At 62.4% G+C, this 22,935-nt stretch carries 24 protein-coding genes; 11 read left to right on the forward strand and 13 right to left on the reverse strand.

Going from position 1 to position 22,935, the window contains the following annotated elements; all coding sequences use genetic code 11:
- Positions 1-10: 10 nt before the first annotated feature.
- The gene (locus tag DWV00_RS17685; protein ID WP_115534993.1) at positions 11-412 is read right to left on the reverse strand and encodes a nuclear transport factor 2 family protein; all 402 of its coding nucleotides are present in this window, start codon (positions 410-412) and stop codon (positions 11-13) included.
- A gap of 162 nt (positions 413-574) precedes the next feature.
- On the opposite strand from DWV00_RS17685, the gene DWV00_RS17690 reads away from it, so the two are divergent.
- The 6 genes from DWV00_RS17690 to DWV00_RS17715 all read left to right on the forward strand — a co-directional run bounded on the left by DWV00_RS17690 (position 575) and on the right by DWV00_RS17715 (position 6,612).
- Entirely contained in the window at positions 575-1,192 is a 618-nt protein-coding gene (locus DWV00_RS17690) for a TetR/AcrR family transcriptional regulator (protein WP_115534891.1), read from the forward strand.
- Positions 1,193-1,499: 307 nt separating this feature from the next.
- Positions 1,500-2,264 (forward strand): carbonic anhydrase family protein, encoded by a 765-nt coding sequence (locus tag DWV00_RS17695; protein WP_115534892.1) that lies wholly within the window; start codon positions 1,500-1,502, stop codon positions 2,262-2,264.
- A gap of 199 nt (positions 2,265-2,463) precedes the next feature.
- On the forward strand, positions 2,464-3,654 hold the full coding sequence (locus DWV00_RS17700; RefSeq protein WP_115534994.1) for a CaiB/BaiF CoA transferase family protein: 1,191 nt from the start codon (positions 2,464-2,466) through the stop codon (positions 3,652-3,654).
- Positions 3,655-3,709: 55 nt separating this feature from the next.
- Positions 3,710-4,636: a hydroxymethylglutaryl-CoA lyase gene (locus DWV00_RS17705; protein ID WP_115534893.1), complete on the forward strand. Its 927-nt coding sequence runs from the start codon at positions 3,710-3,712 to the stop codon at positions 4,634-4,636.
- A gap of 52 nt (positions 4,637-4,688) precedes the next feature.
- Complete coding sequence (locus tag DWV00_RS17710) at positions 4,689-5,075, forward strand: VOC family protein (protein WP_115534894.1); 387 nt, start codon at positions 4,689-4,691, stop codon at positions 5,073-5,075.
- A 166-nt stretch (positions 5,076-5,241) separates the two neighbouring features.
- Entirely contained in the window at positions 5,242-6,612 is a 1,371-nt protein-coding gene (locus DWV00_RS17715) for an MFS transporter (protein ID WP_425452799.1), read from the forward strand.
- Positions 6,613-6,708: 96 nt separating this feature from the next.
- Here DWV00_RS17715 and DWV00_RS17720 read toward each other — a convergent pair whose 3' ends face one another.
- Complete coding sequence (locus tag DWV00_RS17720) at positions 6,709-7,620, reverse strand: LysR family transcriptional regulator (RefSeq protein ID WP_115534896.1); 912 nt, start codon at positions 7,618-7,620, stop codon at positions 6,709-6,711.
- A gap of 235 nt (positions 7,621-7,855) precedes the next feature.
- On the opposite strand from DWV00_RS17720, the gene DWV00_RS17725 reads away from it, so the two are divergent.
- Positions 7,856-8,845: a D-2-hydroxyacid dehydrogenase gene (locus DWV00_RS17725; protein WP_115534897.1), complete on the forward strand. Its 990-nt coding sequence runs from the start codon at positions 7,856-7,858 to the stop codon at positions 8,843-8,845.
- 26 nt (positions 8,846-8,871) lie between these two features.
- On the opposite strand, the gene DWV00_RS17730 is transcribed toward DWV00_RS17725, so the two are convergent.
- On the reverse strand, positions 8,872-9,525 hold the full coding sequence (locus DWV00_RS17730; protein WP_245964918.1) for a nucleoside/nucleotide kinase family protein: 654 nt from the start codon (positions 9,523-9,525) through the stop codon (positions 8,872-8,874).
- Between the two features lie 344 nt (positions 9,526-9,869).
- Between DWV00_RS17730 and DWV00_RS33700 the strand changes: the two genes are divergently transcribed.
- From DWV00_RS33700 to DWV00_RS17740, 3 genes are read left to right on the forward strand one after another with little or no spacing between them, the layout of a single operon-like run.
- Complete coding sequence (locus DWV00_RS33700; protein ID WP_147297918.1) at positions 9,870-10,157, forward strand: hypothetical protein; 288 nt, start codon at positions 9,870-9,872, stop codon at positions 10,155-10,157.
- 5 nt (positions 10,158-10,162) lie between these two features.
- Positions 10,163-10,801, forward strand: coding sequence for a hypothetical protein (locus tag DWV00_RS17735; RefSeq protein ID WP_115534899.1), 639 nt, complete (start codon positions 10,163-10,165; stop codon positions 10,799-10,801).
- Positions 10,798-11,073: a hypothetical protein gene (locus DWV00_RS17740; protein WP_147297919.1), complete on the forward strand. Its 276-nt coding sequence runs from the start codon at positions 10,798-10,800 to the stop codon at positions 11,071-11,073. The genes DWV00_RS17735 and DWV00_RS17740 overlap by 4 nt, the downstream gene beginning before the upstream one ends.
- A 62-nt stretch (positions 11,074-11,135) precedes the next feature.
- Here DWV00_RS17740 and DWV00_RS17745 read toward each other — a convergent pair whose 3' ends face one another.
- Both DWV00_RS17745 and pcaB read right to left on the reverse strand, forming a co-directional pair.
- The gene (locus tag DWV00_RS17745; RefSeq protein WP_115534901.1) at positions 11,136-12,467 is read right to left on the reverse strand and encodes a cation:dicarboxylate symporter family transporter; all 1,332 of its coding nucleotides are present in this window, start codon (positions 12,465-12,467) and stop codon (positions 11,136-11,138) included.
- Positions 12,468-12,490: 23 nt separating this feature from the next.
- Positions 12,491-13,891 (reverse strand): 3-carboxy-cis,cis-muconate cycloisomerase, encoded by a 1,401-nt coding sequence (gene pcaB / locus DWV00_RS17750; protein WP_115534902.1) that lies wholly within the window; start codon positions 13,889-13,891, stop codon positions 12,491-12,493.
- 158 nt (positions 13,892-14,049) lie between these two features.
- On the opposite strand from pcaB, the gene DWV00_RS17755 reads away from it, so the two are divergent.
- Complete coding sequence (locus tag DWV00_RS17755) at positions 14,050-14,781, forward strand: GntR family transcriptional regulator (RefSeq protein ID WP_115534903.1); 732 nt, start codon at positions 14,050-14,052, stop codon at positions 14,779-14,781.
- Positions 14,782-14,796: 15 nt separating this feature from the next.
- On the opposite strand, the gene DWV00_RS17760 is transcribed toward DWV00_RS17755, so the two are convergent.
- From DWV00_RS17760 to DWV00_RS17795, 8 genes are read right to left on the reverse strand one after another with little or no spacing between them, the layout of a single operon-like run.
- Positions 14,797-15,771, reverse strand: coding sequence for a M14 family metallopeptidase (locus DWV00_RS17760; RefSeq protein WP_115534904.1), 975 nt, complete (start codon positions 15,769-15,771; stop codon positions 14,797-14,799).
- Between the two features lie 42 nt (positions 15,772-15,813).
- Positions 15,814-16,254, reverse strand: a complete 441-nt coding sequence (locus tag DWV00_RS17765) for a helix-turn-helix domain-containing protein (protein WP_115534905.1) — start codon at positions 16,252-16,254, stop codon at positions 15,814-15,816.
- Positions 16,251-17,414, reverse strand: a complete 1,164-nt coding sequence (locus tag DWV00_RS17770; RefSeq protein WP_115534906.1) for an NAD(P)/FAD-dependent oxidoreductase — start codon at positions 17,412-17,414, stop codon at positions 16,251-16,253. The genes DWV00_RS17765 and DWV00_RS17770 overlap by 4 nt, the downstream gene beginning before the upstream one ends.
- On the reverse strand, positions 17,411-18,781 hold the full coding sequence (locus DWV00_RS17775) for an FAD/NAD(P)-dependent oxidoreductase (protein ID WP_115534907.1): 1,371 nt from the start codon (positions 18,779-18,781) through the stop codon (positions 17,411-17,413). The genes DWV00_RS17770 and DWV00_RS17775 overlap by 4 nt, the downstream gene beginning before the upstream one ends.
- Positions 18,766-19,086 carry a (2Fe-2S)-binding protein gene (locus DWV00_RS17780; protein WP_115534908.1) on the reverse strand — a complete coding sequence of 107 codons (321 nt, stop codon included), beginning with the start codon at positions 19,084-19,086 and terminating at the stop codon, positions 18,766-18,768. Before DWV00_RS17780 ends, DWV00_RS17775 begins: the two co-directional genes overlap by 16 nt.
- Positions 19,083-20,927, reverse strand: coding sequence for an ABC transporter ATP-binding protein (locus tag DWV00_RS17785; RefSeq protein ID WP_115534909.1), 1,845 nt, complete (start codon positions 20,925-20,927; stop codon positions 19,083-19,085). Before DWV00_RS17785 ends, DWV00_RS17780 begins: the two co-directional genes overlap by 4 nt.
- Positions 20,927-21,847 carry an ABC transporter permease gene (locus DWV00_RS17790; protein WP_115534910.1) on the reverse strand — a complete coding sequence of 307 codons (921 nt, stop codon included), beginning with the start codon at positions 21,845-21,847 and terminating at the stop codon, positions 20,927-20,929. Before DWV00_RS17790 ends, DWV00_RS17785 begins: the two co-directional genes overlap by 1 nt.
- Positions 21,844-22,800 carry an ABC transporter permease gene (locus DWV00_RS17795; protein WP_115534911.1) on the reverse strand — a complete coding sequence of 319 codons (957 nt, stop codon included), beginning with the start codon at positions 22,798-22,800 and terminating at the stop codon, positions 21,844-21,846. Before DWV00_RS17795 ends, DWV00_RS17790 begins: the two co-directional genes overlap by 4 nt.
- Positions 22,801-22,935 lie beyond the last annotated feature (135 nt).

Consider the following 22,935-nt stretch of genomic DNA (forward strand, 5'->3'; position numbering starts at 1 on the left):
GTGAATGTCGTTAGTGGGGGAAGCTGTTTCCGAACATGGGCAAGCCGCTTGTCGAATCGGCCTTGGTAGCCTCGTCTTGCAATACATCCCAATGTTCGGCGAGCGCACCGTTCTCGATGCGAAGGATGTCCGCCGCGATCCAGGCGACGGGACGCCCGTGACCGGAAAAGCGGCCGTGAACGATCACGTAGTCGCCGTCGGCGACGATCACGCCCGGCTCGTAACGCAAGCCTGGGGGCAGCGCTTTGATCAGGTTGAACAAGCCGTCGCGCCCCGGCTCGATGTGCGCGCTGTGTTGGATGTAGCTAGGCGACCAGAAACGCTCGGCCGCGGTGTAGTCGCGCCTATTGAAGAGTGTGTCGAATGCTTCGAGCACGAGGGCCTTGTTCGCGGCCGCGCCGGCTGTCGTCATGATGTCCTCCTGATTTCCTATGATGTTTGAGGGGGCCACCGCAAACACGATGATGATTGACATTGAGTTTGGGTGATCGATCGGCAAATGTCAATGGTGATCGACATCGTCTTTTTGGAAAGACGCTATAATCAGAATCAATGACAGTGGGAGCATCGGACGATGGGTGTGTCGAAACAGCAGGCGGTGGAGAACCGGAAGGCCATCCTCGAGGCTTCGGAGAAGCTGTTCCGCGAGCACGGTATCGATGGCGTCGGCCTGAGCGCGCTGATGAAGGCGGCCGGCTTTACCCAGGGCGGGTTCTACAACCACTTCCAATCGAAAGAAGCCCTGGCCGCCGCGGTCGTCGCGAGCGCGATGGAGAAGTCCTACGAGGATCTCAAGGACGAAGTCGAGGCGCCGATCAAACGTGGCGGGGACCGGTTGAAACGGCACGTCGACTTTTACTTGTCCGACGCGCATTGCGGCAACATCGAGCGCGGGTGTGCGGTCGCGGGGTTTTCCGCGGACGTGCGGCGGCTAGGTCATGAGGCTCAAACAAGCTTTGCCGGTGGCTTGCAAACGCTGTTCGATACCTTGGCCGAACTTGTGGTGGAACAACGCGGGAACGACGTCGACGAGAAGGAGGCGCGCCGGGAGGCAATCGCGTTTTATAGCGAAATGGTCGGAGCGCTGATTCTCTCGCGAGCGGTCGGCAGCGCCGCGCCCGAACTGGGAGAGGAAATACTGAAGGCGAACCGGGAAACGTTGCACAAACGGTTGACGCCCGAGCCATCGTGACGGTAACCACGAACGACCTTGCTTCAGGGATCGTACTTTGCGTGCCCGGCGCGAAGCGAGTTCTTTGAGCGTAGGCGACGCTCCATCAACGATATCTTTTTTCCCGCGAGGGACGGCTCTTTCATTCCGCTTGCAGCCCCGAGGCGATGGCCTATATTGAATCATCGCCGCGGCGGCCAACAATAGATCCGTTCCCATCAACAGCCCCGCACCGATCCCCACCATCGGCAGCGCGCGCCGGCGCCCCCTCCCTACGCGCCCATTCGCGAATGCCGAATGCCAATCGTCGAACGAAAGGAACAAGACCATGTGCGACACAGTCGAGTATCCGGGGCAATACAGAGGCAGAGGTCAAGGCGCAGGCGCGCGTCGCCGCAACTTTCTCAAGCTGGCCGGCGCCGCCACGGTGGTAGGGCTCACCACAGGCCCTCTCCTTACGCAGCAAGCACGCGCCGATGCGTTGACCAAGGCACAACGCGACAGCATGACGCCGGAGCAGATCATCGAAGTCATGAAACACGGCAACGCGCGTTTCCAGCGAGGCGAAAGAAAGAACCGTGATTACTTGCGGGAACAACGCGCAAGCGCCTCCGGCCAGTATCCCGCGGCAGTGCTCCTCAGTTGCATCGATTCCCGCGCCCCGGCCGAGGTCATCATGGATCTGGGCATCGGCGACGTTTTCAATTGCCGCGTTGCCGGAAACATCGACAACGGCGACATCCTGGGCAGCATGGAGTTCGCGTGCAAGCTATCGGGTGCCAAAGTCGTCGTCGTCATGGGACACACGGCATGCGGCGCGATCAAGGGCGCCATCGCCAATGCCGAGCTAGGCAATCTCACCGCATTGTTAGACAAAATCAAGCCAGCGGTGGAGGCAACGAAATACGACGGCGAACGCACGGCAACGAACTACGATTTCGTGGATCTCGTGGCGCACAAGAACGTCGAAATGACCATCGCCGACATCCGCCAGCGCAGCCCCGTGCTCGCCGACCTCGAAACCAAAGGCACGATCAAGATCATCGGCGCCATGTACAACCTCAAGACCGGCGCAGTCGAATTCTTCGGTTAAGCGCACCGACACACCGCTCCCCTCCATATCGCTCCGATCCGCCACACGCTGCCGCCACACGCCGCGGCAGCGTGTGGCGGCAGCATTCGCCCCGCCCGCCTTTCCCGCCGGGAAACGGTGCTTGATCATTCATCGATTATCGAGCCGCTCAATCTCCCGCAACATTGCCGTCATGAAGTCGATGGACGGAGACATGACGATGAAGCGGCCGCTGGATGGGATTCGGGTACTCGAGATGGGACAGCTCATTGCTGGCCCCTTCGCCGGGAAAATGTTGGGGGAATTCGGCGCTCAGGTCGTCAAGATCGAGCCGCCCGGAACAGGCGATCCGCTGCGCAAGTGGCGGCTTCTCCATGAAGGCACCTCCGTCTGGTGGGCGGCGCAGTCCCGCAACAAGAAGTCCGTCACCCTCGATTTGCGCTCCATCGAAGGGCAGGATGTGGCTCGCCGCCTCATCGCCGAAAGCGATGTCCTGATCGAAAACTTTCGGCCCGGCACGCTCGAATCGTGGGGACTCGGCTGGGACGAACTGCAACGAATCAATCCCGGTCTCATCATGCTGCGCGTTTCGGGCTACGGTCAGACGGGGCCGTATCGCGATCGCCCCGGCTTCGGTGTCATCGCCGAAGCGATGGGCGGCCTACGGCATCTGTCCGGCGAGCCCGGCCGCACACCTGTGCGAGTGGGGATTTCGCTCGGCGATTCGCTGTCCGCCCTGCACGGCGTCATCGGCATCTTGCTCGCCCTTCGGCATCGCGAGCAGCATGGCGGCAAGGGCCAAGTCGTCGACGTCGCCCTTTACGAATCCGTCTTCAACATGATGGAAAGCCTGCTGCCCGAATACTCGGTGCTCGGTGCGGTGCGGCAGCCCGCCGGCAGCAGTCTCCCCGGCATCGCACCCAGCAACGCCTACCGCTGCCGCGACGGCAAATACGCGCTGATCGCCGGCAACGGCGACAGCATCTTCCGCAGGCTGATGGAATTGATCGGGCGGCCCGATCTCGGCAATGACCCCACGCTCGCGCAAAACGACGGCCGCGTGAAGGATGTCGAGCGTATCGACGTCGCAATCGGCGAATGGGCGGCGCAGCGTTCGCTCGACGAGGCGCTCGCCGCGCTCAACGCAGCGAAGATTCCGGCCGGCCGCATCTACGATGTTGCCGATATCGCCGCCGATCCGCACTACAAGGCCCGCGAGATGATCGTCGACACAAAACTTCCCGATGGAACACCGGTGCAGGTGCCCGGCATCGTGCCGAAGCTCAGCGAGACCCCAGGCACGATCGACAGTGAAGCCGCCACGCTCGGTCAGCACACCGATGAAGTGCTCGGCGGTCTCGGCATCGATGCCGAGACGCGCGCCGAATGGCGCTCGCGCGGTGTCATCTAGGCCTAGGTTTGTCTAGGTTTGGATTGAGGTTGAGGATTTGCAAGGAATCGATGACATGTTGAAACCACGAACGAAGCTTTACATCAATGAAGTCGCTACGCGCGACGGCTTTCAGAACGAGGCGCAATTCGTCGAAACGGAGGCGAAGGTCGCGCTTGTCAATCGGCTGAGCCGGTGCGGATTCGCCAAGATCGAGGTCACGTCTTTTACGTCGCCCAAGGCTATTCCCGCCCTGCGTGACGCGGAAGCCGTGATGTTTCAGATCGCACGCGTTCCCGGCGTGGTCTATACCGTGCTCGTACCGAACGTGCGCGGCGCGGAGCGCGCGCTTTCCTGCGGCGTCGACGAAGTCAATCTCGTGATGTCGGTCAGCGAAAGCCACAACCGGACGAACCTGCGCATGACGCGCGAGCAGTCGTTCGCGCAACTGAGCGACGTCGTTTCCGTCGTTCGCGAGACGAACGTCGCCATCAACGTTTCGCTCTCCACCGCGATGGGCTGTCCGATGGAAGGCGATGTGCCCGCAACCGAAGTGCTCGGATGGATGCAGCGCTTCGCCGATATCGGCGTCCATGGCATCACGCTCTGCGATACGACCGGAATGGCCTTTCCGTCGCAAGTCGGCGATCTGTGCCGCCGGGCGGCCGAGGCGTTTCCGCGGCTCGAACTCACTCTGCACTTTCACAATACGCGCGGCATGGCGCTCGCCAATACCCTGGCCGCGCTCGACGCGGGCATCGTCCGTTTCGATTCGTCGCTCGGCGGATTAGGCGGATGTCCTTATGCGCCCGGTGCGACCGGAAACGTCTGCACGGAAGAACTCGTTCACATGCTCGAACTCGACGGATACGACACCGGGGTCGATCTCTCCGGGGTCATCGAAGCAGCGAAATTGCTTCCCGACCTGATCGGCCACGACGTTCCGAGTCAGATTCTGAAAGCGGGACAGCGTCTCGCGCTTCATCCGATGCCCGCCATCTGAGCCGAGCGCGTTCCATCAGGGCAGCGATATCGACAAACATAAGGAGTACGAAATGCCGTTGATCGACCATCTCGATCATCTCGTCCTCACCTGCGTGGATCCGGAAGCGACGAAGCACTTCTATACCCTGGTACTGCAGATGGAGCTGGAAACGTTCGGTGCCGGCCGCCTTGCGTTCCGCTTCGGCAATCAAAAGATCAATCTGCACGTGCGCGGCTCGGAATTCGAGCCCAAGGCGCATGTCCCTGTTCCCGGCGCGCTCGATCTGTGTTTCATCGCCTCCGTTCCGCTCGCCGATGTGGTCGCGCATCTGCATCGCATGGAATGGCCCATCGTCGAGGGCCCGGTCGAGCGCACGGGTGCCACACAGAAGATCCGCTCGGTCTATGTGCGCGACCCGGATCTGAATCTGATCGAGATTTCCGAGCTTTTGAATTAACGACGAAGCGTCTTGCTTTCCGTACCGGCGCCTAGATGCCGGACGGCACGGTCGTGCCCGCAGTTTTCAAGGAGACAGCATGAGCATCAACCAACCCGATCTGCGCGGCGATTCCGCCGCGGGCATTTCACTCCCCCTATCCGGCGATCGCACGGCACAAGGCCGAATGCCTCAGGCCGATCGCGGCAACACGCTAGGCAATTTGATGGACGATATGCCGGTCGGGGCGCTGCACCGTTTCGTCGTGTGGGTCATCGGCATCGGACTCTTCTTCGATATGTACGAGATCTTCCTCGTCGGGTCGATCGGGTCCGCACTTCAACACGAGTTCGGCCTCAACGGACACAGCGCCGATTTCAAATTGCTGCTCGCCTCGGCGTTCGTCGGCATGTTCTTCGGGTCGTTCTGCCTCGGCAGCCTCGCGGATCGCATCGGCCGACGCAAGGCGTTCGTCTTCACGCTCGTTTGGTACAGCGCGTTTTCGTTGATCGGCGCGCTTTCGGTCAATGCGGGGATGCTCGTGGTCTGCCGCTTCTTGACGGGTATCGGCGTCGGCGCGATCTATCCGATCGCGGACAGCTATCTGTCGGAGATTCTGCCCAAGGAACGCAGAGGCCGGCTTGCCGCATGGGCCTATACGACGTCGTATATCGCAGTCCCGCTCGTCGGCTTCCTTGCGGTATGGCTCAACCCATTGCATCTCGGCGACATTGCCGGTTGGCGCATCATTCTGGCGATCGGCAGCGTCGGTGCGATATTCGTCGTGCTCGTTCAACACAAACTGCCTGAGAGCCCGCGCTGGCTTCTCGCCCGTGGCCGTGTCGAGGAAGCGCATGCCGAACTGCGCCGCTTCGCCGAAAGTGCCGGAGTTAAATTGCTCTCGATCGCGCCGGAAGCGTCGGGAACGCCGCGTCCGATGAGTCTCGGCGAGCGCATCGCCGTGCTGCGTCAAATGCCCTACAAAAAGCGCTATCTGATGCTGGCCGTGTTTCACCTCTTTCAAGCATTCGGCTATTACGGCTTCGGTACCTTGGCGAACATCGTCGTCAAAAGCCACGGCTTCAGCGTCACCGACGGCACGCTGTTCATGGCGCTATCGTTCCTCGGCTACCCGGTAGGATCGCTTCTTTCGATACCGCTGCTCAACTGGATCGAGCGCCGCACGCTCGTCGTCACGTCCATTCTCTCGATCGCGGCATTCGGGTTGGCGTTTGCCTATTCCGACAACACGATCTTCATCGTGGCATTCGGTGTGTTGACGACTTGCGCTTCGAACGTCTTCAGCAATGCCTATCACGTCTATCAAGCGGAGATCTTTCCAGCGCGTGTGCGCTCCACGGCAATCGGCAGCACGTACGCACTGTCTCGCATCATGAGCGGGGCGTTGCCCTTCATTCTGCTGCCCGTGCTGACCCATTACGGCCCCGCCGCCATGTTCGGCGTGATCTCCTTCGTGCTGTCGATCGTTGCGCTCGTCGTGCGCGCGTTCGGTCCGCTGACGACGCGGCGGAGTCAGGACGAGATCAATCCGGTTTGATCGGCGTTTAGCAGAAAAGCGCCGCGGGCGTCGGTCGTCGGTTGTCGATCCGGGCCCGCGGCGTTAGGCATTTACGGGAGAACGCCGCGGAACGCGCTAGGCGTCCTCTCCCGTTTCGCGGGAAAGAAAATCGAACAGCCGCTCAACCTCGGGCGACAAGCCGCCCGCGGCAGACGCTCCGATCAAGAGGCTTCGCATTGCCCAAGGATCGCCGAGACGAACCATGCGTAGGCGATCGACGAGCAGCCCCGGCCTAACCGTCGAGCGCGGCACGATGCCGATGCCGAGTCCGGACTCGATCATGCGGCACGCCCCATCGAAGCTCGCCACCTGAATTCGAAGCTTGAGCGGCCGACCGGCTGCAAACGCAGCATCGTTCATCCTCGCGAGCAACGAACTGCCCGTGTTGAGGCCGACGTATTCTTCATCGAGCGTTTCCGCGAAGCCGATCTCTTCCTTGCTCGCCAGCGGATGCGATTGCGGCACGAGGAGAATCAGTTCGTCTCGCCGGTAGAGACGACAGTCGACGCCATGCGCGGGCGTGTTGTCGGCGAATACGCCTAGGTCGGCCTTTCCCGACTTCACCGCATCGACGATCTCCCCGCTCAGTCGTTCCTCCAAGCTGATCTTGATGGTCGGATTCTCGCCTAGGAAGCGCGCCAGATCGTCGGGCAGGAACTGGATGACCGATGAGGTATTGGCCCACAGCCTCACGTGGCCGCGCACGCCGGTGGCGTAGTCGCTGATTTCGTTGGCCATCCTGTTGACTTGGTCGAGTACTCGCGTCGCGTGCTCGAGCAGACCACGGCCGGCGGGCGTCAATTCCACGCCGCGCGGGTGACGAACGAGCAGCGTACAGTCCGTCACACTCTCCAGTTCGGCGATGCGCTTGCTGATCGCCGACAGCGTCAACTGGCCATGCTCGGCCGCCTTCGTGAGACTGCCATGCTCGGCCACCAGCAGAAAGACTCTGAGCGATTGAAGATCGAAGTGTGAGGGGTTGACCATGGCGGGAAGTCCGATCGATGCTGGCAAGGCTGCGCCGGCACAGTCTACACGCGCTCGCCCGGCTTGCGACACGAGGTTTTCCGGTGCTTTCCCAATCGGCAAGCATGCTTGCGCAAGCGGCAATCGCATTGCGAAACGGATTTGGCACAATACTGGGTCAAAGGCTCAAGTCGTTGCCGCTCGGCCTTCCGTGCGCCAACGTCCGTACGCCGTCATTCAGCAAGAGGTTTCGATTATGCAAAGCACTGCACGTCCGTTGCGGGTCGTCTTTCTCGACCGGGCTACGATTTCGCCACGAACGACATTGAAGGAACTGCCGTTCCCGCACGAATTGCAACGGTTCGATCGCACGTCCGCGCAGGAGGTGTCATCGCGGATTCGTCTGGCAGATATCGTCATCACCAATAAAGTTCGCCTTTCAGCGAGCGATATCGCGGCCGCGGAGAACTTGCAGATGGTGGCCATTGCGGCGACCGGCAGCGATCATATCGACCTACATGCTTGCCAGGCACGCGGCATCGTCGTGAGCAACATTCGGAACTACGCGGTACGGACCGTTCCGGAGCATACGTTCGCGCTGATCTTCGCTTTGCGGCGCAGCCTCGCCGCCTACCGGGACGCAGTGCGAGCCGGACGCTGGCTCGAATCGGGTCAGTTTTGCTTCTTCGATTATCCGATCCGGGATTTGAAGGGCGCGACGCTCGGGATTATCGGCGATGGCGTGCTGGGCCGCGCCGTTGCGGAAATCGGCAGCGCGCTCGGTATGCGGGTGCTCTTCTCGGCCTATAAGGACCGGGCGAATATGGGAACGCTGTACACGCCGTTCGACGACTTGCTGGTGCAGGCCGATGTCATCACGCTGCACTGCCCACTGACGCCCGCGACGCGCGACCTTATCGCCGCACCGGAGTTCGCGCGCATCAAAGAAGCCGGGCGCAAGCCGCTGATCGTCAATACGTCTCGCGGTGGCCTTGTCGATGAAACCGCGCTCGTGGCTGCGTTGAAGGCCGGCGATATTGCGGGCGCCGGGTTCGATGTGGTGACCCAGGAACCGTTGCCGGCGGAGCATCCGTTCAATGAGGTGCTTGGTCATCCGGCGTTCATTCTGACGCCTCACGTAGCATGGGCCAGCGACGAAGCGATTCAATGTCTAACCGATCAGTTGGTCGACAACATTTCGGCATTCGTCGACGGTCAGCCGGTGAACGTGGTTACGCCGAAATAGCGGGCTATGCGCGGAACGTCTTGCCGTTAGAAGTTGGCAACAACGAGCTGTGCGGCGACACTATGAGAAAGAACGAGGTCCGCATTGGGCAGGTCGTTTCCGTCCAGTTTCTCGCGAACTGCCGCCTCGTCCATTCCGTATCCGTGCCATCGCGCAGCGAGGCGATCGATCAACACCTCCCTCGGGACCTCGAGCATGACGGTCACGTTGAAGTGTTGCCGCAGCGGAGCCCAGGCGGGATCGTCGAGCAGCAGATAGTTACCTTCGACCAGAACGAGTCTTGCTGATGCCGGGATGATCTCCGCTCCGGCGCGGGCGATTTCGATCGATCGGTCGAACACTGGGACGGCGATGTCCTTGCCGTTGTCCTCGCTCAACCTTTCCAACATCGCTTCTAGCCCACCGACATCGAAGGTATGCGGTGCGCCCTTTCGCGCCCGATCGCCGCGCGCTTCCAGCACGCGATCGTCGAAGTGATAGCCATCCATCGCCAGGATGTGAGCGAAGCCCGGACGATGACGATTGAGGCTGTCGCGCAGCGTCTCGACGAACGTGCTTTTCCCGGCGCCCGGGGCGCCCGCGATGCCGACTAGCTTGCGGGTGTCGCCCGGCATATCGAGCAGATGCTCGATCAACTGCGCAAGATCGACGCGACGGGATTCCGGTGTTTCGATGTTCACGGCAAACGGCTCCATTGGCGGCTTGGAAGCTGCATACGCTTTGTGTCAGCGCGTACGACGCAAGATCGTAGCAGCCTCACCGCCGTTCGGGAAGCAAGTGGCCGTCGTCGCGCTCAAGGTCTTCCGCAGCAGAATCCAGATACCACTCGGTCCTTAAGCGACACCTCAACACCGGGGTTTCGAGCAGCACGGATCATCTCGCGATAACGTGCCCCGCTCTCGTCCCGAAAATTACCTCCGCACTCAGCCTTTGCCTGTAGCGGGATTGCGGCACGTTCGATCCTCCGAGGCGGCGATGGCCTAACATTGCAGCCCGCACTGCAACAAGGATTGGACGACGCACCATGCCGGTCATACTTTCGACGAAACCCTCTCGGGCGGGTGCTGACGTCCACAACTTGCATCGCAGACATGATGCATCCAGCGGTAGTTCGACCACTGGTGGCAACACCGGATACGCGCGTCCTGACGAACAAGCCGAAACGGAGTTTTTCGTCAATCTTGACCCTGCCAACGACGGCCTACCGATGATCGACATTCAGCGGACCAACCGAGGTTTCCGTGATGTCGTCTCGATGCTGCGCGATGGTGACCTAGGTACAACGGAGTTGCCGGCTAAGCAGTACGAGTAACCAAAATGAGAACAATACGCAACGCTCCCGTCAAAAACAAAATCCCGGTCTCGGTCGAACTAGCCGGCGTCGACGACGGGGCAATCTGGGATCGAGAAATACGTCCTGTCGAATTGCATCATCATCCGGGGCGAACGTCGTTCCGCTGGCGCCGGTCCATTAGATACCTACCGTTGCTGAAACGGCTCGCATTTGGTCCCAAGGCGAAGACCTGCTATGCCTTGAGCGCACAGACTTCCGGACATGATGAAGAGGCGGTTCTGGCAGGACTCGTGCTGCTCGTAGAAGGAGCAGCGTTCCCGCCCGATAAATACAAACAGTGTGTGTACGTCTGGTATCTCGGAAGCGCGCCGGATGCGTACATGCGGAGCCGAGGTGTCGAACTCATACCACGCGCCGGCGAGGTGCTAATTGACGCGGCAATACAGGCGAGTATCACGGCTGGATTCGAGGGACGCATCTATTTGCACGCGGCCCGGTCGGGCGGACAGGGTCTGCTCGACTACTATCGCGGGGTAGGTCTGTCGCCATTGTGTTGCGGGGTGCCCATACCGCAAGTGAGGAGCCGGAACGACGGGCGGTATTTCGTTGCCGATGAACAAACAGCGCGGTACATTGTCAGAAGAAATGAGCGCAACAGGTGAGCGATATGAGCTTTGCTACATTCGTACAAGATGTTTCGAACCGTTTGGGTATACGGGCCGACCATACCCCGCCGGCCTATTCGCCCGAAGAACTCGCGGAAGCCGCGGAGAGCGACCGGATCGACCGAATCCTTGCTGCGCAAGGCGTACAGGCTGAAGCAGACGATGGCCGGCCTATACGTCGTCGTAAATTCAGCGAGTTGAGAGGCTTCAACCGTAAGTCGTTTGACGCTGACCAGTACGCGAGGGATCTCGGGCGAAAGCGGCAATAATAGCTTGGCGAACGAATCGCATACATCTTCGCTACACAAGCACGCGCTTCAGCTAGCTAGCCTCACCGCCGTTCGGGAAGCAAGTGGCCGTCGTCCAGTTCCGCATCCTCGGCCGCAGTCTCCGGGAACCGCTCCGCATAGAGGTGCCGGCGCGCAGCGGCGGTATCGAGCGTCCCCGACCACTTCGCGACGACCACGGTCGCCAGCGCATTGCCGATCGTATTGCACGTCGCAATCGCCATCGACATAAAACGATAGACGCCGAAGATGATAGGCAGTCCTTCGACAGGCAATATGCCGGTCGACGTGACCGTTGCCGCAAACACCACAAACGAACCACCCGACACTGTCGCCGCCCCCTTCGACGTCAACAGCATCAACAGCAAGATCCCTATCTGCTGATGCAGCGTAATAGGCACGTTATACGCATGCGCGATAAACATCACGCCCATCGCCATGAAGATCGACGTCCCGTCGAGATTGAACGCGTATCCCGTCGGCAGCGTAAGCCCCACCGTCTGCTTCGCGCAGCCAAGACGCTCGAGCTTGATGAGCAGCCGCGGCAAAGCACTCTCGGACGATGCCGTACCAACCACGATCAATACTTCATCCTTGATATAGCGCAGGAAGCGCCACATGCTGAAGCCAGCGAATCGAGCAACAAGGCCCATCACCACCGCGATGAACAAGACGATCACGGCATAAAAGCTCAAGACGAGTTGTGCAAGCGCGATCAAAACCGCCGTGCCGTTGCTGCCCACCGCGAACGCGATCGCGCCGAACGTGCCCAGCGGCGCCAGCTTCATGACCAGATTGATGAAGGAAAAAAGGACTTCCGAAATCTGATCGAGCCCTTCGTTGATGCGGACGCGCCGATGCTCGGGTATCGCCAAGATCCCGATCCCAACCATGCAGGCCAGCACGACGACCTGGAGCAGTTGTCCCTTCGCAAATGCCCCGATGAAGTTGTTCGGAACGAGGTGCATGACGAAGTCGTGCAGAGTCTGCGGCGAAGCTTTCGCCGCCGCGGCGGGTATCGCACCGACCGCCGCCTTGCTCATACCCTCGCCGTTGGGAAGCAGATTGCCGGCCAATAGGCCGACGGCGAGCGCAATCGTCGACACGATCTCGAAGTACACGATCGACCGCCAGCCGACTCGGCCCGCGCTCCTCACATCACCGGCCGAAGCAATGCCATGCACGATCGTCAAAAAAACGAGCGGCGCGACGCCCGCCTCGATCAGCGCAAGAAAGATATCGCCAAGAACCTTCAGCTGCGCGCCGACTTTCGGCGCGACCAGTCCGGCCACGATCCCGAGAACGAGCGAAACCAGCACCTGCATGCCAAGCCGCGTATACCAGGGCCGCTTCATCGGGGACGCGGCGGCAGACATATTGCTCGACGTCGGTTGGTGATTCACGATTGGCACTCCTCTAAGGCATAGGATGAAATCTCGCTGGACAATTCGAGCGCTCGATCGACCATGCGTGGCGCAAGACCCAGGTAATTCGCGGGATCCGTCATGCGGTCGATCGCCTCGCGATCGAAATGCCGCGTCACGGTGGGAAGCGCCGCCAAGGCATCGGCCAGCGTGCCGCCGCCGTCATCCACGGCGCGGCATGCGTCGTACACAACGTCGTGCGCCTGCTGCCTCCCGATATGCGGCGCGAGCTGCATCATCGCGGCCTCGGCGACGATGAGCCCCTTGCTGATGCCGAGGTTGTGCTTCATCCGCTCGGTATCGACGATCAATCCGCTCAACATGAACTTGGCTTGATTGAGTGCGCCCGAAGTCAAGATGAAGCTTTCGGGGATCGCGATCCATTCGGCGTGCCATGGCCCGGTCGCCCGCTCGAAATCCTGGATCATCGCGTCGACCATCAAACCCGCGTGCTGACGCACCGCCTTCGCGGCGGCAAGCATGAGTTCGCTCGAGATCGGATTCCGCTTTTGCGGCATGGTGCTGCTCGCGCCGCGGCCTTTGACGAACGGTTCGTACACTTCGGCGAACTCGGTCGAGGCCATGATCATGATGTCGAGCGCGATCTTGCCCAGCGATCCCGTCACCAACGCCAGGAAGTTCACCGCTTCGGCAAAACCGTCGCGGGCGACGTGCCACGTGGTGGCCGGTACGCCGAGGCGCAGTTCAACAGCCAGCGCGTGCTGCACCTCAAAGCCCTTATCGCCCAACGAAGCCAACGTCCCTGCCGCTCCCGCGAATCCCACGACGGCGACGCGCGAACGCAGTTCGCCGAGCCGCTGTTGATGCCGGTCGAACATCGCGAGCCAAATCGCCGCCTTGTATCCGAACGTGATCGGCAACGCCTGCTGCAAATGTGTGCGGCCCGCCATCGGCGTATCGCGATGCTTCTTTGCTAGCCCGGCGAGAATGCCGCGCAGTTCGCGAATGTCCTCGTCGATCGAATCGAGCGCATCGCGAACCTGCAACGACACCGCGGTATCCATGATGTCCTGCGTCGTCGCGCCCCAATGCACATAGCGGCCGGCCTCCCCGCACATGTCGACGAGCTGGTGCACGAGCGGCAGGATCGGATAGCCGACGATGTCGGTTTCTTCGCGCATATGGTCGAAGTCGATGTGTTCGATGCTTGCTTCGCTTTCGATCACGTTGGCCGCTTCGCGCGGGATCACGCCGACGTGTGCCTGCGCTTTCGCGAGCGCGACTTCAACGTCGATATACAGCTGCACGAGCGCGTAGTCCGAAAACATCGCACGCATTTTGTCCGTGCCGAACGCATCGCGAAACAGGATGGAATCGAAGACGGTGCTGGAAGTGGAGAAAGTTCGATACGTCATACAACCTCTGGAGCAGCAAAAAGGTGGGCGAAAACGGGGACATCTTCGTATGAGCGGCGCTCTATATGTCCGGACATATTCAAGTTAATATGTTCGAACATATAGAGCAAGCTATGATTAACCCCTAGACCGCCCGCAACGAGCGTTTTTGCAAACCCATGAACAGACCGCACTTCGCCGACATCGCCCGCGACCTCACCGAGGGCATCGCTTCCGGCCGCTTTCCGGTGGGGTCATACCTGCCGACCGAACTCGAATTGCGCGATCGGTACAACACGAGCCGGCACACGATCCGTGCGGCACTCCATGAACTCCAGCAGTTGGGATTCGTGTCGAGGAAGAAGAACGCGGGAACGCGCGTCGAGTCGGCTCAGCCGAAAAACGAGTTTCGGCCGTCGCTGGCGTCGGTCGACGACATCGTGCAGTTCGGCTCCGAGCATCTGCGCGTGGTGCAGTCGATCGAGGAGATCGAAGCCGCGGGCAAGCTGGCGAAGCTATTGCGTTGCGAGGAAGGCACGCGCTGGCTGCGCGTGTCGAGCTTGCGGGTGGATGGCGACGCCACGAGCGTGCCGATCGGCTGGACCGACGTCTATATCGACCCGGCTTATGGCGAAGTCGCGGAGGTTGCGCGTCAAGAGCCGGGGACGCTGATCAGCGCATTGATCGAGGCGCGCTATGGACGATGCGTCTCGGAGATACAGCAAAACGTCCAGGCCGTGAATCTTTCGCGCGAGATGGCGGAGCGGCTGCAAGCGAAGCCTGAGAGCGCCGCACTCGAAATCGTGCGCCGATACGTCGACGCGGCGGGTACCGCGTTCGAGATATCGGTCAGCGTGCATCCCGCGGATCGGTTCTCCGTTTCGATGCGATTGACACGGTCGGAAAGCTGATTGCAGTCACGCGGCCTAGCCGCGATCGACCCGCTTCTCGATCCGCCCCAGCCGCACGACGGTGACACCGGGCCGCAGCTGCCGCAACGACGGCATCACGAGCATGCAGTCGTCGTAAGGTGTCACGACCGGCTCGCCATCGGACCAGCCGATCAGCGTGCCCGCCTTCTCGAACGTTTCAAGACCACGGTAGTCGCCGGCAAAGCGGAAATCCATACTCTTCGCCACGACGGGCTGGGTCACACGCACCACCGTCATCCGCGGCGGCAACGGCTCGATCCATCCGGGCGGTAGATCGGCTTCGTCCACCACGCCCGACACCAGCAGAAACCGCGCCGTGCAATCTCGGGCAACGCTCACGGCGCGCTGTTCCCAATGCTGGCCACATTCGATCAGCAGCGCGTTCTTCGCGCTACCCGGATCTCCGAACCCTTCGTAGTCACGCATCCGGCGGCCCTCGGGGTGGCCTTCGTCGCAGATCACCGTCGCCGGCGTGCCTAGCTTCACGGCAAGTTCGATGCCCTTGTCGAGCGGCCCGGCCACGATCAGCGGCTTGCTCTTCTCGTGCATCGAATGCAGATCGAGCAGCAGATCGACGGTATCGACCACCGGCCGCATCGCGCGAGCGCGATCGAGTTCCACCGTGCGGCGCGACGTATCGTCGAGCACGGCCGTCGTCCAAACGCGATTGAAATCGCCATCGACAAAGCGCGATTTGTCGGGCTGTTGCGGATCGAAGCGCGCATACGCCTGCACGTTGGCGAACGACAGCGTCAATCTTCCACGGCGCGGCCGCAGCCCAAACCGCAGCAGCGCATCCACGACGATCGCACCGCACACCTCGTTGCCGTGCGTCAGCGCGTTGATCATCACGTGCGGGCCGGGTACGCCCGAATCGAACGTATGGACGTAGTCGATCCCGGTGTTGCCGCTGGTATGCTCGCTGATGTTCGGAAACTCGATTTCGATCGGATAGGCTTCGGTACTCAAGGTGTCGCTCCTGGAACGGTCGAACGGTCATCGCGATCGGATTTAACCATGCTTCGCCGATATGCGCTTGTCGGGGAGCGAAGCGGTAACGGTACCCGCCAGCATGACGTTGACGTCCTCGACGCTACGCTGTCCCAAGTTGATTCCCACACCGCGCTTGGCCAATGCGCGTGCAACGAACGTGGTCGGCGTCATGCCGCAGATCCGCTTGAAGTGCCGGCCAAAATGGCTTTGGTCGAAAAAACCGACCTCGGTAGCCACCGCAATGCCGGGCACCCCGGCGAGCAGCAGCAATTGCGCGCGTTTGATTCGCAGGCCGCACAGGTATCGATAAGGCGACGAACCGAAGCGCTCGCGAAACGCCGTCGCGAATCGCGAGATGCTCAGCGCCGCCGGCGCGGCCATTTGCTCGAGCGTCAACGGTTCGTTGAAGTGGGCCTCGATAAACGCCCGTGCCTGATCCAGCCCTTCCGTTCGCCTCATTTGACACCCGCTTCTTCCTTCGCCGCGTTCGTCCGCTCGCCGAAGCGGCCGATCGAAAACTTGCCGAGCGCGATGGCCGTGCTACCCGTTGCCACCAATTCGGCCAACGTCTCGCCCACTCCGGGCCCGATCTGAAAACCCGCGCCGCTGAAACCAAAGCCGTAGAACAGGCCGGACACTTTGCCGCTCGGCCCGATCACCGGCTCCGCATCCGGCAGGTATCCCTCCACGCCGCTCCACGTTCGAATCACATGCAGGGGCGCAAGACTCGGCACAAGCCGGCGAAATTGCGCCATTTGCCGCACGGTGTTGATCGGCAGCACACTTGCCCGGCACGTCTCGATGCTCGAAGGTCCGGACGGCCCGCCGCCCAGGATCAGATTGCCTCGCTTGACCTGCCGGAAATAGACACTCTCTTGCTTGATCGACGTGAATACGCCCATCGACGATCCAAACACGTACGGCACCGGCTCGGTCACGGCCATTTGCGGCCCGCGCGTTTCGAGCGGCACAGGCTCGCCGAATTGCGTGCTCAACCGGTTGGCCCAAGCGCCCGTGCAAATCACGAGCTGGGCGCTGCGATAAACGACACCGTTGTTGTCTTCGACACGAAAGCCGGCGCCCTCATGTTCGACGCGAACGACTTCGACGTTTTCGCGCACGTCGGCACCGAGGCGTGCGGCGGCTCGCCCGAACGCGGGTGCCGCGAGCCGCGGATTCGCGTGACCGTCCAGCGGCGACACAGACGCCGCCAGCACCTCGCGGCCGAGAAACGGAAACCGCTCGACCATCGCTCGCCCCTGCAGCACGTCGAGGTCGAGTCCGCACGCGCGCGCATCGCGCGCATAGCGGAGGAAATTGTCGACGTCTTGCTCGTGATAGCAGACACGCGTGTGACCGCTGGGCAGGAACTCGATGTCCTCGCCGAGCCATTCGGCCGCATGGCGCCATGTTTCAAGCGCGCGATTCGAGAGCGGCAACTGTTCGAGCGCGCGCCCTTGGCGGCGGATGCCGCCGAAGTTGACGCCGCTCGCCTGCTGCCCCGTCAACCCGCGTTCGAGCAAGCGCACCGACACGCCGCGGCGGCGCAGGAAAAAGGCCGTCGTCGTGCCGACGATCCCGCCGCCGATGATGAGAACGTCCGATTCCACCGGCTTCATGTTTCGGCGTCCTCGACGATCGCCATCGTCAGCGGTTTGACCGGCGCCTGGGTACGCAGCCGGCCCACTTCTGCAAGCGGCACGCCGGCAGCCGCCGCGATCACCTCGGCGCCGGCATGCCCGCAGTAGCGGCCTTGGCACCGGCCCATTCCCACGCGAGAGAACGCTTTCGCCCGATTCGCCTCGCAGGCTCCCTTTGCACGCACGACTTCACGCAATGCCCCCGCCGTGACCGATTCGCAGCGGCACACGATCGTATCGTCGGACAAGCGCGCGGCTTCCTGCGCCGGCCAAGGGAATGCTCGCCTTAAGCCGTCCGCGAAACGCGTGTATCGCGCAAGCGAGCGACGCAGTTCGTCGACGCCCTGCACGTCCGCCCCCATATCCCGCAACGCAGCGAGTGCGGCGAGGCGGCCCGCGCACTCCGCGGCATCGGCACCGCGTACGCGCGCACCGTCGCCGGCAAGGTAGACGCCTTTGACGCTGCTGCGCCCATCCTCGTCCACCGACGGTAGCCACTGCCTGCCGGCTTCATCGAACTCGAAGGCGCAGCCCGCCAGATCCGCCAATTGCGTCTCTGGACGCAGGTGGTAACCGAGCGCAACCGCATCGCAAGCCAATTCGAGTTTCTTTCCCTCGGCTAGCAGGGCGACGACACCCCGCACCCCATCGCCCGGCGTGCCGAGTATCTCGAGCGGACGCACACCGTGATGAACGGGCACGCGGGCACGCTTCAGCGCGTATAGGAGCTTCAGTCCTTTAAGCAACGTCGCGGGAATCGCGGCCATCGCCGGCAGCGCATTGAACCGCTGCCGCGGCGTGGACGTATCGAGCACGGCGACGAGATTCGCCCCCGCCTTCACGTATTGCGCGGCGAGCAAATAGAGCAACGGACCGCTACCGAGCAACACAGGCCGTTCGCCGATTGCACATCCCTGCGATTTCAAGGCGACCTGCGTGCCGCCGAGACTGTAGGTGCCGGCATAGTGCCACCCCTTGACCGGCATCAGACGATCCGTCGCGCCGCTGCAAATGATGAGCGCGTCGAATTCGAGCGAACGGTACCGCTCGCCCGTGACGACATGCAATTCGCCCGGCGAGATGTTCCAAACAAGCGTCTCCGGCAGGTAGTCGATCCGAGGCTTCAACTCGTCGAACGTTCGATGCAATGCCTCGGCACGTGCCGCTTCGGTGCCGTAAAGCGCACCATAAGTACGTTTGAACCCCTCCGGCTGGCGACGATAAATTTGACCGCCGTCGCGCCGCCCTTCATCGATCACGACGGGCCGGTGCCCGGCTTCGACGAGCGCTTGCGCCGCACGAACGCCGGCCGGCCCCGCGCCGATCACGATCACGCGCGCGGCCATACACCCTCCGCGGCTTCACTGAGGTTCAGGCGCGTCACGATCGCCATGCCCGGCGTGGCCGGCGTCGTGCATGCGCGCAGCCGCGTGCCGTCCTCGCACCACACCCAGCAGTCCTGACACGCGCCCATCAGGCAAAAGCCGGCGCGCCGGCCGTCGCCGAACTCGGAATCGCGCACGGTGCGCACCGTGCTCAGCAGTGCCACGAGCACCGTATCGCCTTCCGCAGCCTCGCATGCAATACCGTCGATCATGATCTTGAACGTGCTGCGTCCGCGTTCCGCCACGCGCACGAATCGTCCAGTCATGCGGCGCCTCGCAGCGGTTGCAGCGCTTTCAACTCATCGGCCGACCGATGACAGAGAATCTGCGCACCCGACGGGAGCGTTCGCAGCGGCGGCGGCATGGCATTGCACTTGCCCTCGATCCGCGCCGGACAACGCGTGCGGAAACTGCAGAGTTCCTCGCCGCCCTTGCCAGCCGACAGAGGCGGCAGCGCACAGGTCCCGACGTTCCGGCGGGCATCGAGCCAGCCGCGCTTGAGCGCCGGCACCGAATCGACGAGCAATCCCGTATAGGGATGATGAGGCGGCTGGTCCAATAGCCGCGGCAGCCCTGCTTCCACGCGCCGGCCGGCATAGAGCACGATGACGTCGTCGCAGACCGCCCGGACCGTGGAGATGTCATGGCTGATGAACATGTACGACACGCCCAATTCGCTACGCAGATCGCGCAGCAATTCGAGGATCGCGGCACCGACGACCGTGTCGAGCGCCGACGTCACCTCGTCGCAAAGAATCAGCGAGGGCTCCGCGGCCAATGCCCGCGCAAAGTTGACGCGCTGCTTCTGGCCGCCCGATAAACCGCCCGGCCGGCGCGTCGCCGTCGATGCCGGCAGTTTCACGAGGTCGAGCAGCTCGGCGGTACGGCGTTTCGCCGCGGCGCCACGTAGGCCCTTGTAGAAGGCGAGGGGCCGGCCGAGAATCTCTTCGACCGTATGGCTCGGATTGAGCGCGGTATCGGCGTTCTGGAAGACGAGTTGAATCCTGCGGTACTGGTCGGGCGTACGGCCGGACAATTGCGACGACAGCGGCTGCCCCTCGAACAAGACGTCGCCGCCCGCGCGTTCGACGAGCCCGGCAACCACACGAGCGAGCGTCGTTTTGCCCGAGCCCGACTCGCCGATCACACCGAGCGCGCCCCCGCGCGCGATCGACAAGTTCACGTCGTCGAGCACACGCACGGCGGGATTGCCGTCGCGATCGATGCGTCCGTAACCGGCCGATAGACCACGGATTTGCAGGAGGGGGGGGTCAGCCGCACTCGCACGAGCTTGCCCCATCTCCCCCGATTGCCCCTCGCGCCGCGCCGACGCGGCCAGCAAGGCGCGCGTATAAGCGTGCGCGGGCGCATCGAGCACCTGATCGACGTCGCCGCTCTCCTGCACTTCGCCGCCGTTGAGGACGACGATGCGGTCGGCCATTTGAGCCACGACCGCCAAATCGTGCGACACGTACACGGCCGTCGTTCCGACCTCCTTGATCACGCGCTTGAATGCGGCCAGCACTTCGATTTGCGTCGTGACGTCGAGCGCCGTCGTCGGCTCGTCGAAGACGATCACGGCGGGATCGGTGATGAGCGCCATGGCTGCCATCAAGCGCTGCAATTGCCCACCCGATACTTGGTGCGGATACCGCTCGCCGATGGTCTCGGGCGACGGCAGCGCCAACGCGCGGAAGAGCTCGACGGCCTTGGCGCGCGCGGCTTCGCGCGGCATCAGATGATGCAGCAACGCGGGCTCGGTGACCTGATCCATCAGCGTGCGGGCCGGATTGAACCCGGCCGCCGCACTCTGCGCGACGTAGGCCACCGTGCGCGAGCGCAGCGCGCGGCGGGCCTTTTCATCGAGCGCCAGTATGTCGGTGCCGGCCACCCGCACGCTCCCCCCGGCAAACGCGCATCCCTGACGCGTATATCCCAGCAAGGTCAAAGCGATCGTCGTCTTCCCCGACCCCGACTCGCCGATCAATGCCAGCACCTCCCCCTTCCTCACGGTGAAGTCGACGCCCTTCACGATCTCCACGGCCGCCCCGTCCGCACCGCCGGCCACGACGCGCAGCCCCTTCACCTCAATCATGACGTCGCTCATCAGTGATCTCCCTGCGTGAACCCGCCATGACGGCGCAAGCTGTCGATCAGCAGATTCATACCGACCGTCAGCGTCGCGATAGCGATCGACGGCATCAACACGGCTGGCGCCCCTTGCGACAAGCCGCCGATGTTCTCGCGCACGAGCGAGCCCCAATCGGCATTCGGCGGCGGCACCCCGAGGCCCAGGAAACTCAGGCCGCTCAACAAAAGGACGATGAAGACGAAACGCAGCCCAAAATCGGCCAATACCGGATGGATCATGTTCGGCAGCAACTCGACGCGCGCGATATAGAACAAGCGTTCGCCGCGCGCCCGCGCGACCTGCACGTATTCGAGCGTCATGAGATTGACCGCCAGCGAACGCGAGATGCGGAACGCGCCGGGAATGTAGGCCACGGCGGCTACCAGCGTCAGCACCGGAATGGACGACCCGAACGCCGCGATCGCCACGAGCGCAAGCACCTTGCTCGGAATCGAAATCAACGCGTCGAAGAAGCGGCTCAAGACTTCATCGACCCAGCGCGAGGAAATCGCGGCCAGCAGGCCGAAGCAGGTGCCGATACCGCTCGCCAGCACCGCGGCCGAGAGCGCCAAGCCCACCGTATAGCGCGTGCCGTAGAGAATGCGGCTCAACATGTCGCGGCCCAGGTAGTCCGTGCCGAACGGGTGCGCCATGCTGTAGCTCGCCAGCGTGAACGGCGAGGTCAGCGCGCCTTCCTTGTAAGGCGCGAGCATCGGCCCGAACATGGCGATGAAGAGCCAGAAGCAAACGACGGCGAAGCCGATCTTGCCGAGCCCGGACAGGCGAATCCGTCGTTGACGGCGTGCACGGCCCGCCGTCTCCGGCGTGCTCGAGGTGCCGTCGTCGTAGATCTGGGTGCCCGGATGCGCGATGGAGGTGTTGGCGGAGCGGTTCATCGTTGACGGAGCCTCGGATTGGATACGATCTGACATAAGTCGGCCATCAATACGAGCGCGAGATACGCTGCGCAGAACACCATCACGCAGCCTTGCACGAGCGGCATGTCGCGGTTGGTCACCGCATCCACCATGAGGCTCGCGAGTCCCGGATAGTTGAAGATCGATTCGACGATGACCACGCCGCCGAACAGGTAGGACAAGCTCAATGCCACGGCATTGGCGATCGGGCCGATCGCGTTGGGCAAGACGTGGCGAAGGACGACGCGCACTTGCGACGCGCCTTTCAGACAGGCCATTTCGACGTAGCCCGAGCTCAATTGATCGAGCACGGCTGCTCGTGTCATGCGGGCCATCTGCGCGATCAGCACGCAGCAAAGCGTCATGACGGGCATCGCATAGATCCGCAGCAGATCGCTGAACGAAGAAACCGACGACAGATACGACAACGCCGGCAGCAGATGCAGCTTCACGGCAAAGATCAGCACGGCGACGGTCGCGACGAGAAACTCCGGCACCGCGACCGTCGACAGCGTAAGGATGTTGAGCACGCGATCGAGCCAGGAGCCGCGATACATCGCCGACAGGATCCCGATCGCCAGCGCAACGGGCACCGCGACGATCGTCGTGAGCCCGGCGAGCATCAGCGAATTGGGCAAGCGCGTCTTGATCAGATCGCTGACGGGCAAGCTGTTCGACATCGACATGCCGAAATCGCCCCTGACGATATGAAAGAGCCACTCGAAATAGCGCTGTATGGCAGGCTGATCGAGGCCGAACTGATGCCTCAGCGCCGCCACGGCCTCGGGCGTCGCCGCCTGGCCGAGCGCCTGCTGCGCGGCATCGCCGGGCAGCAGGCCCGTCATGGCGAACACGATCGCCGAGACGATCAGCAAGGTCAGCAGCGCGAGGCCGAGGCGGCTCGCGACGAGCCTATACGCGGGATGTTTCATCGTAAGTTGCCTCCTCCAGTACCACTCGGTGCATCCGCGATCCTAAGCCGGCGAGATCGCTCCGACGAAGCCCGGATGAACGAGGACGTACAGTCCTCCAACCGGGCCCGCCTCCACCTTGGCTTCAAGCTTCGA

The sequence above is a fragment of the Trinickia dinghuensis genome, from assembly GCF_003367175.1.
In the GTDB taxonomy this organism is placed as follows: domain Bacteria; phylum Pseudomonadota; class Gammaproteobacteria; order Burkholderiales; family Burkholderiaceae; genus Trinickia; species Trinickia dinghuensis.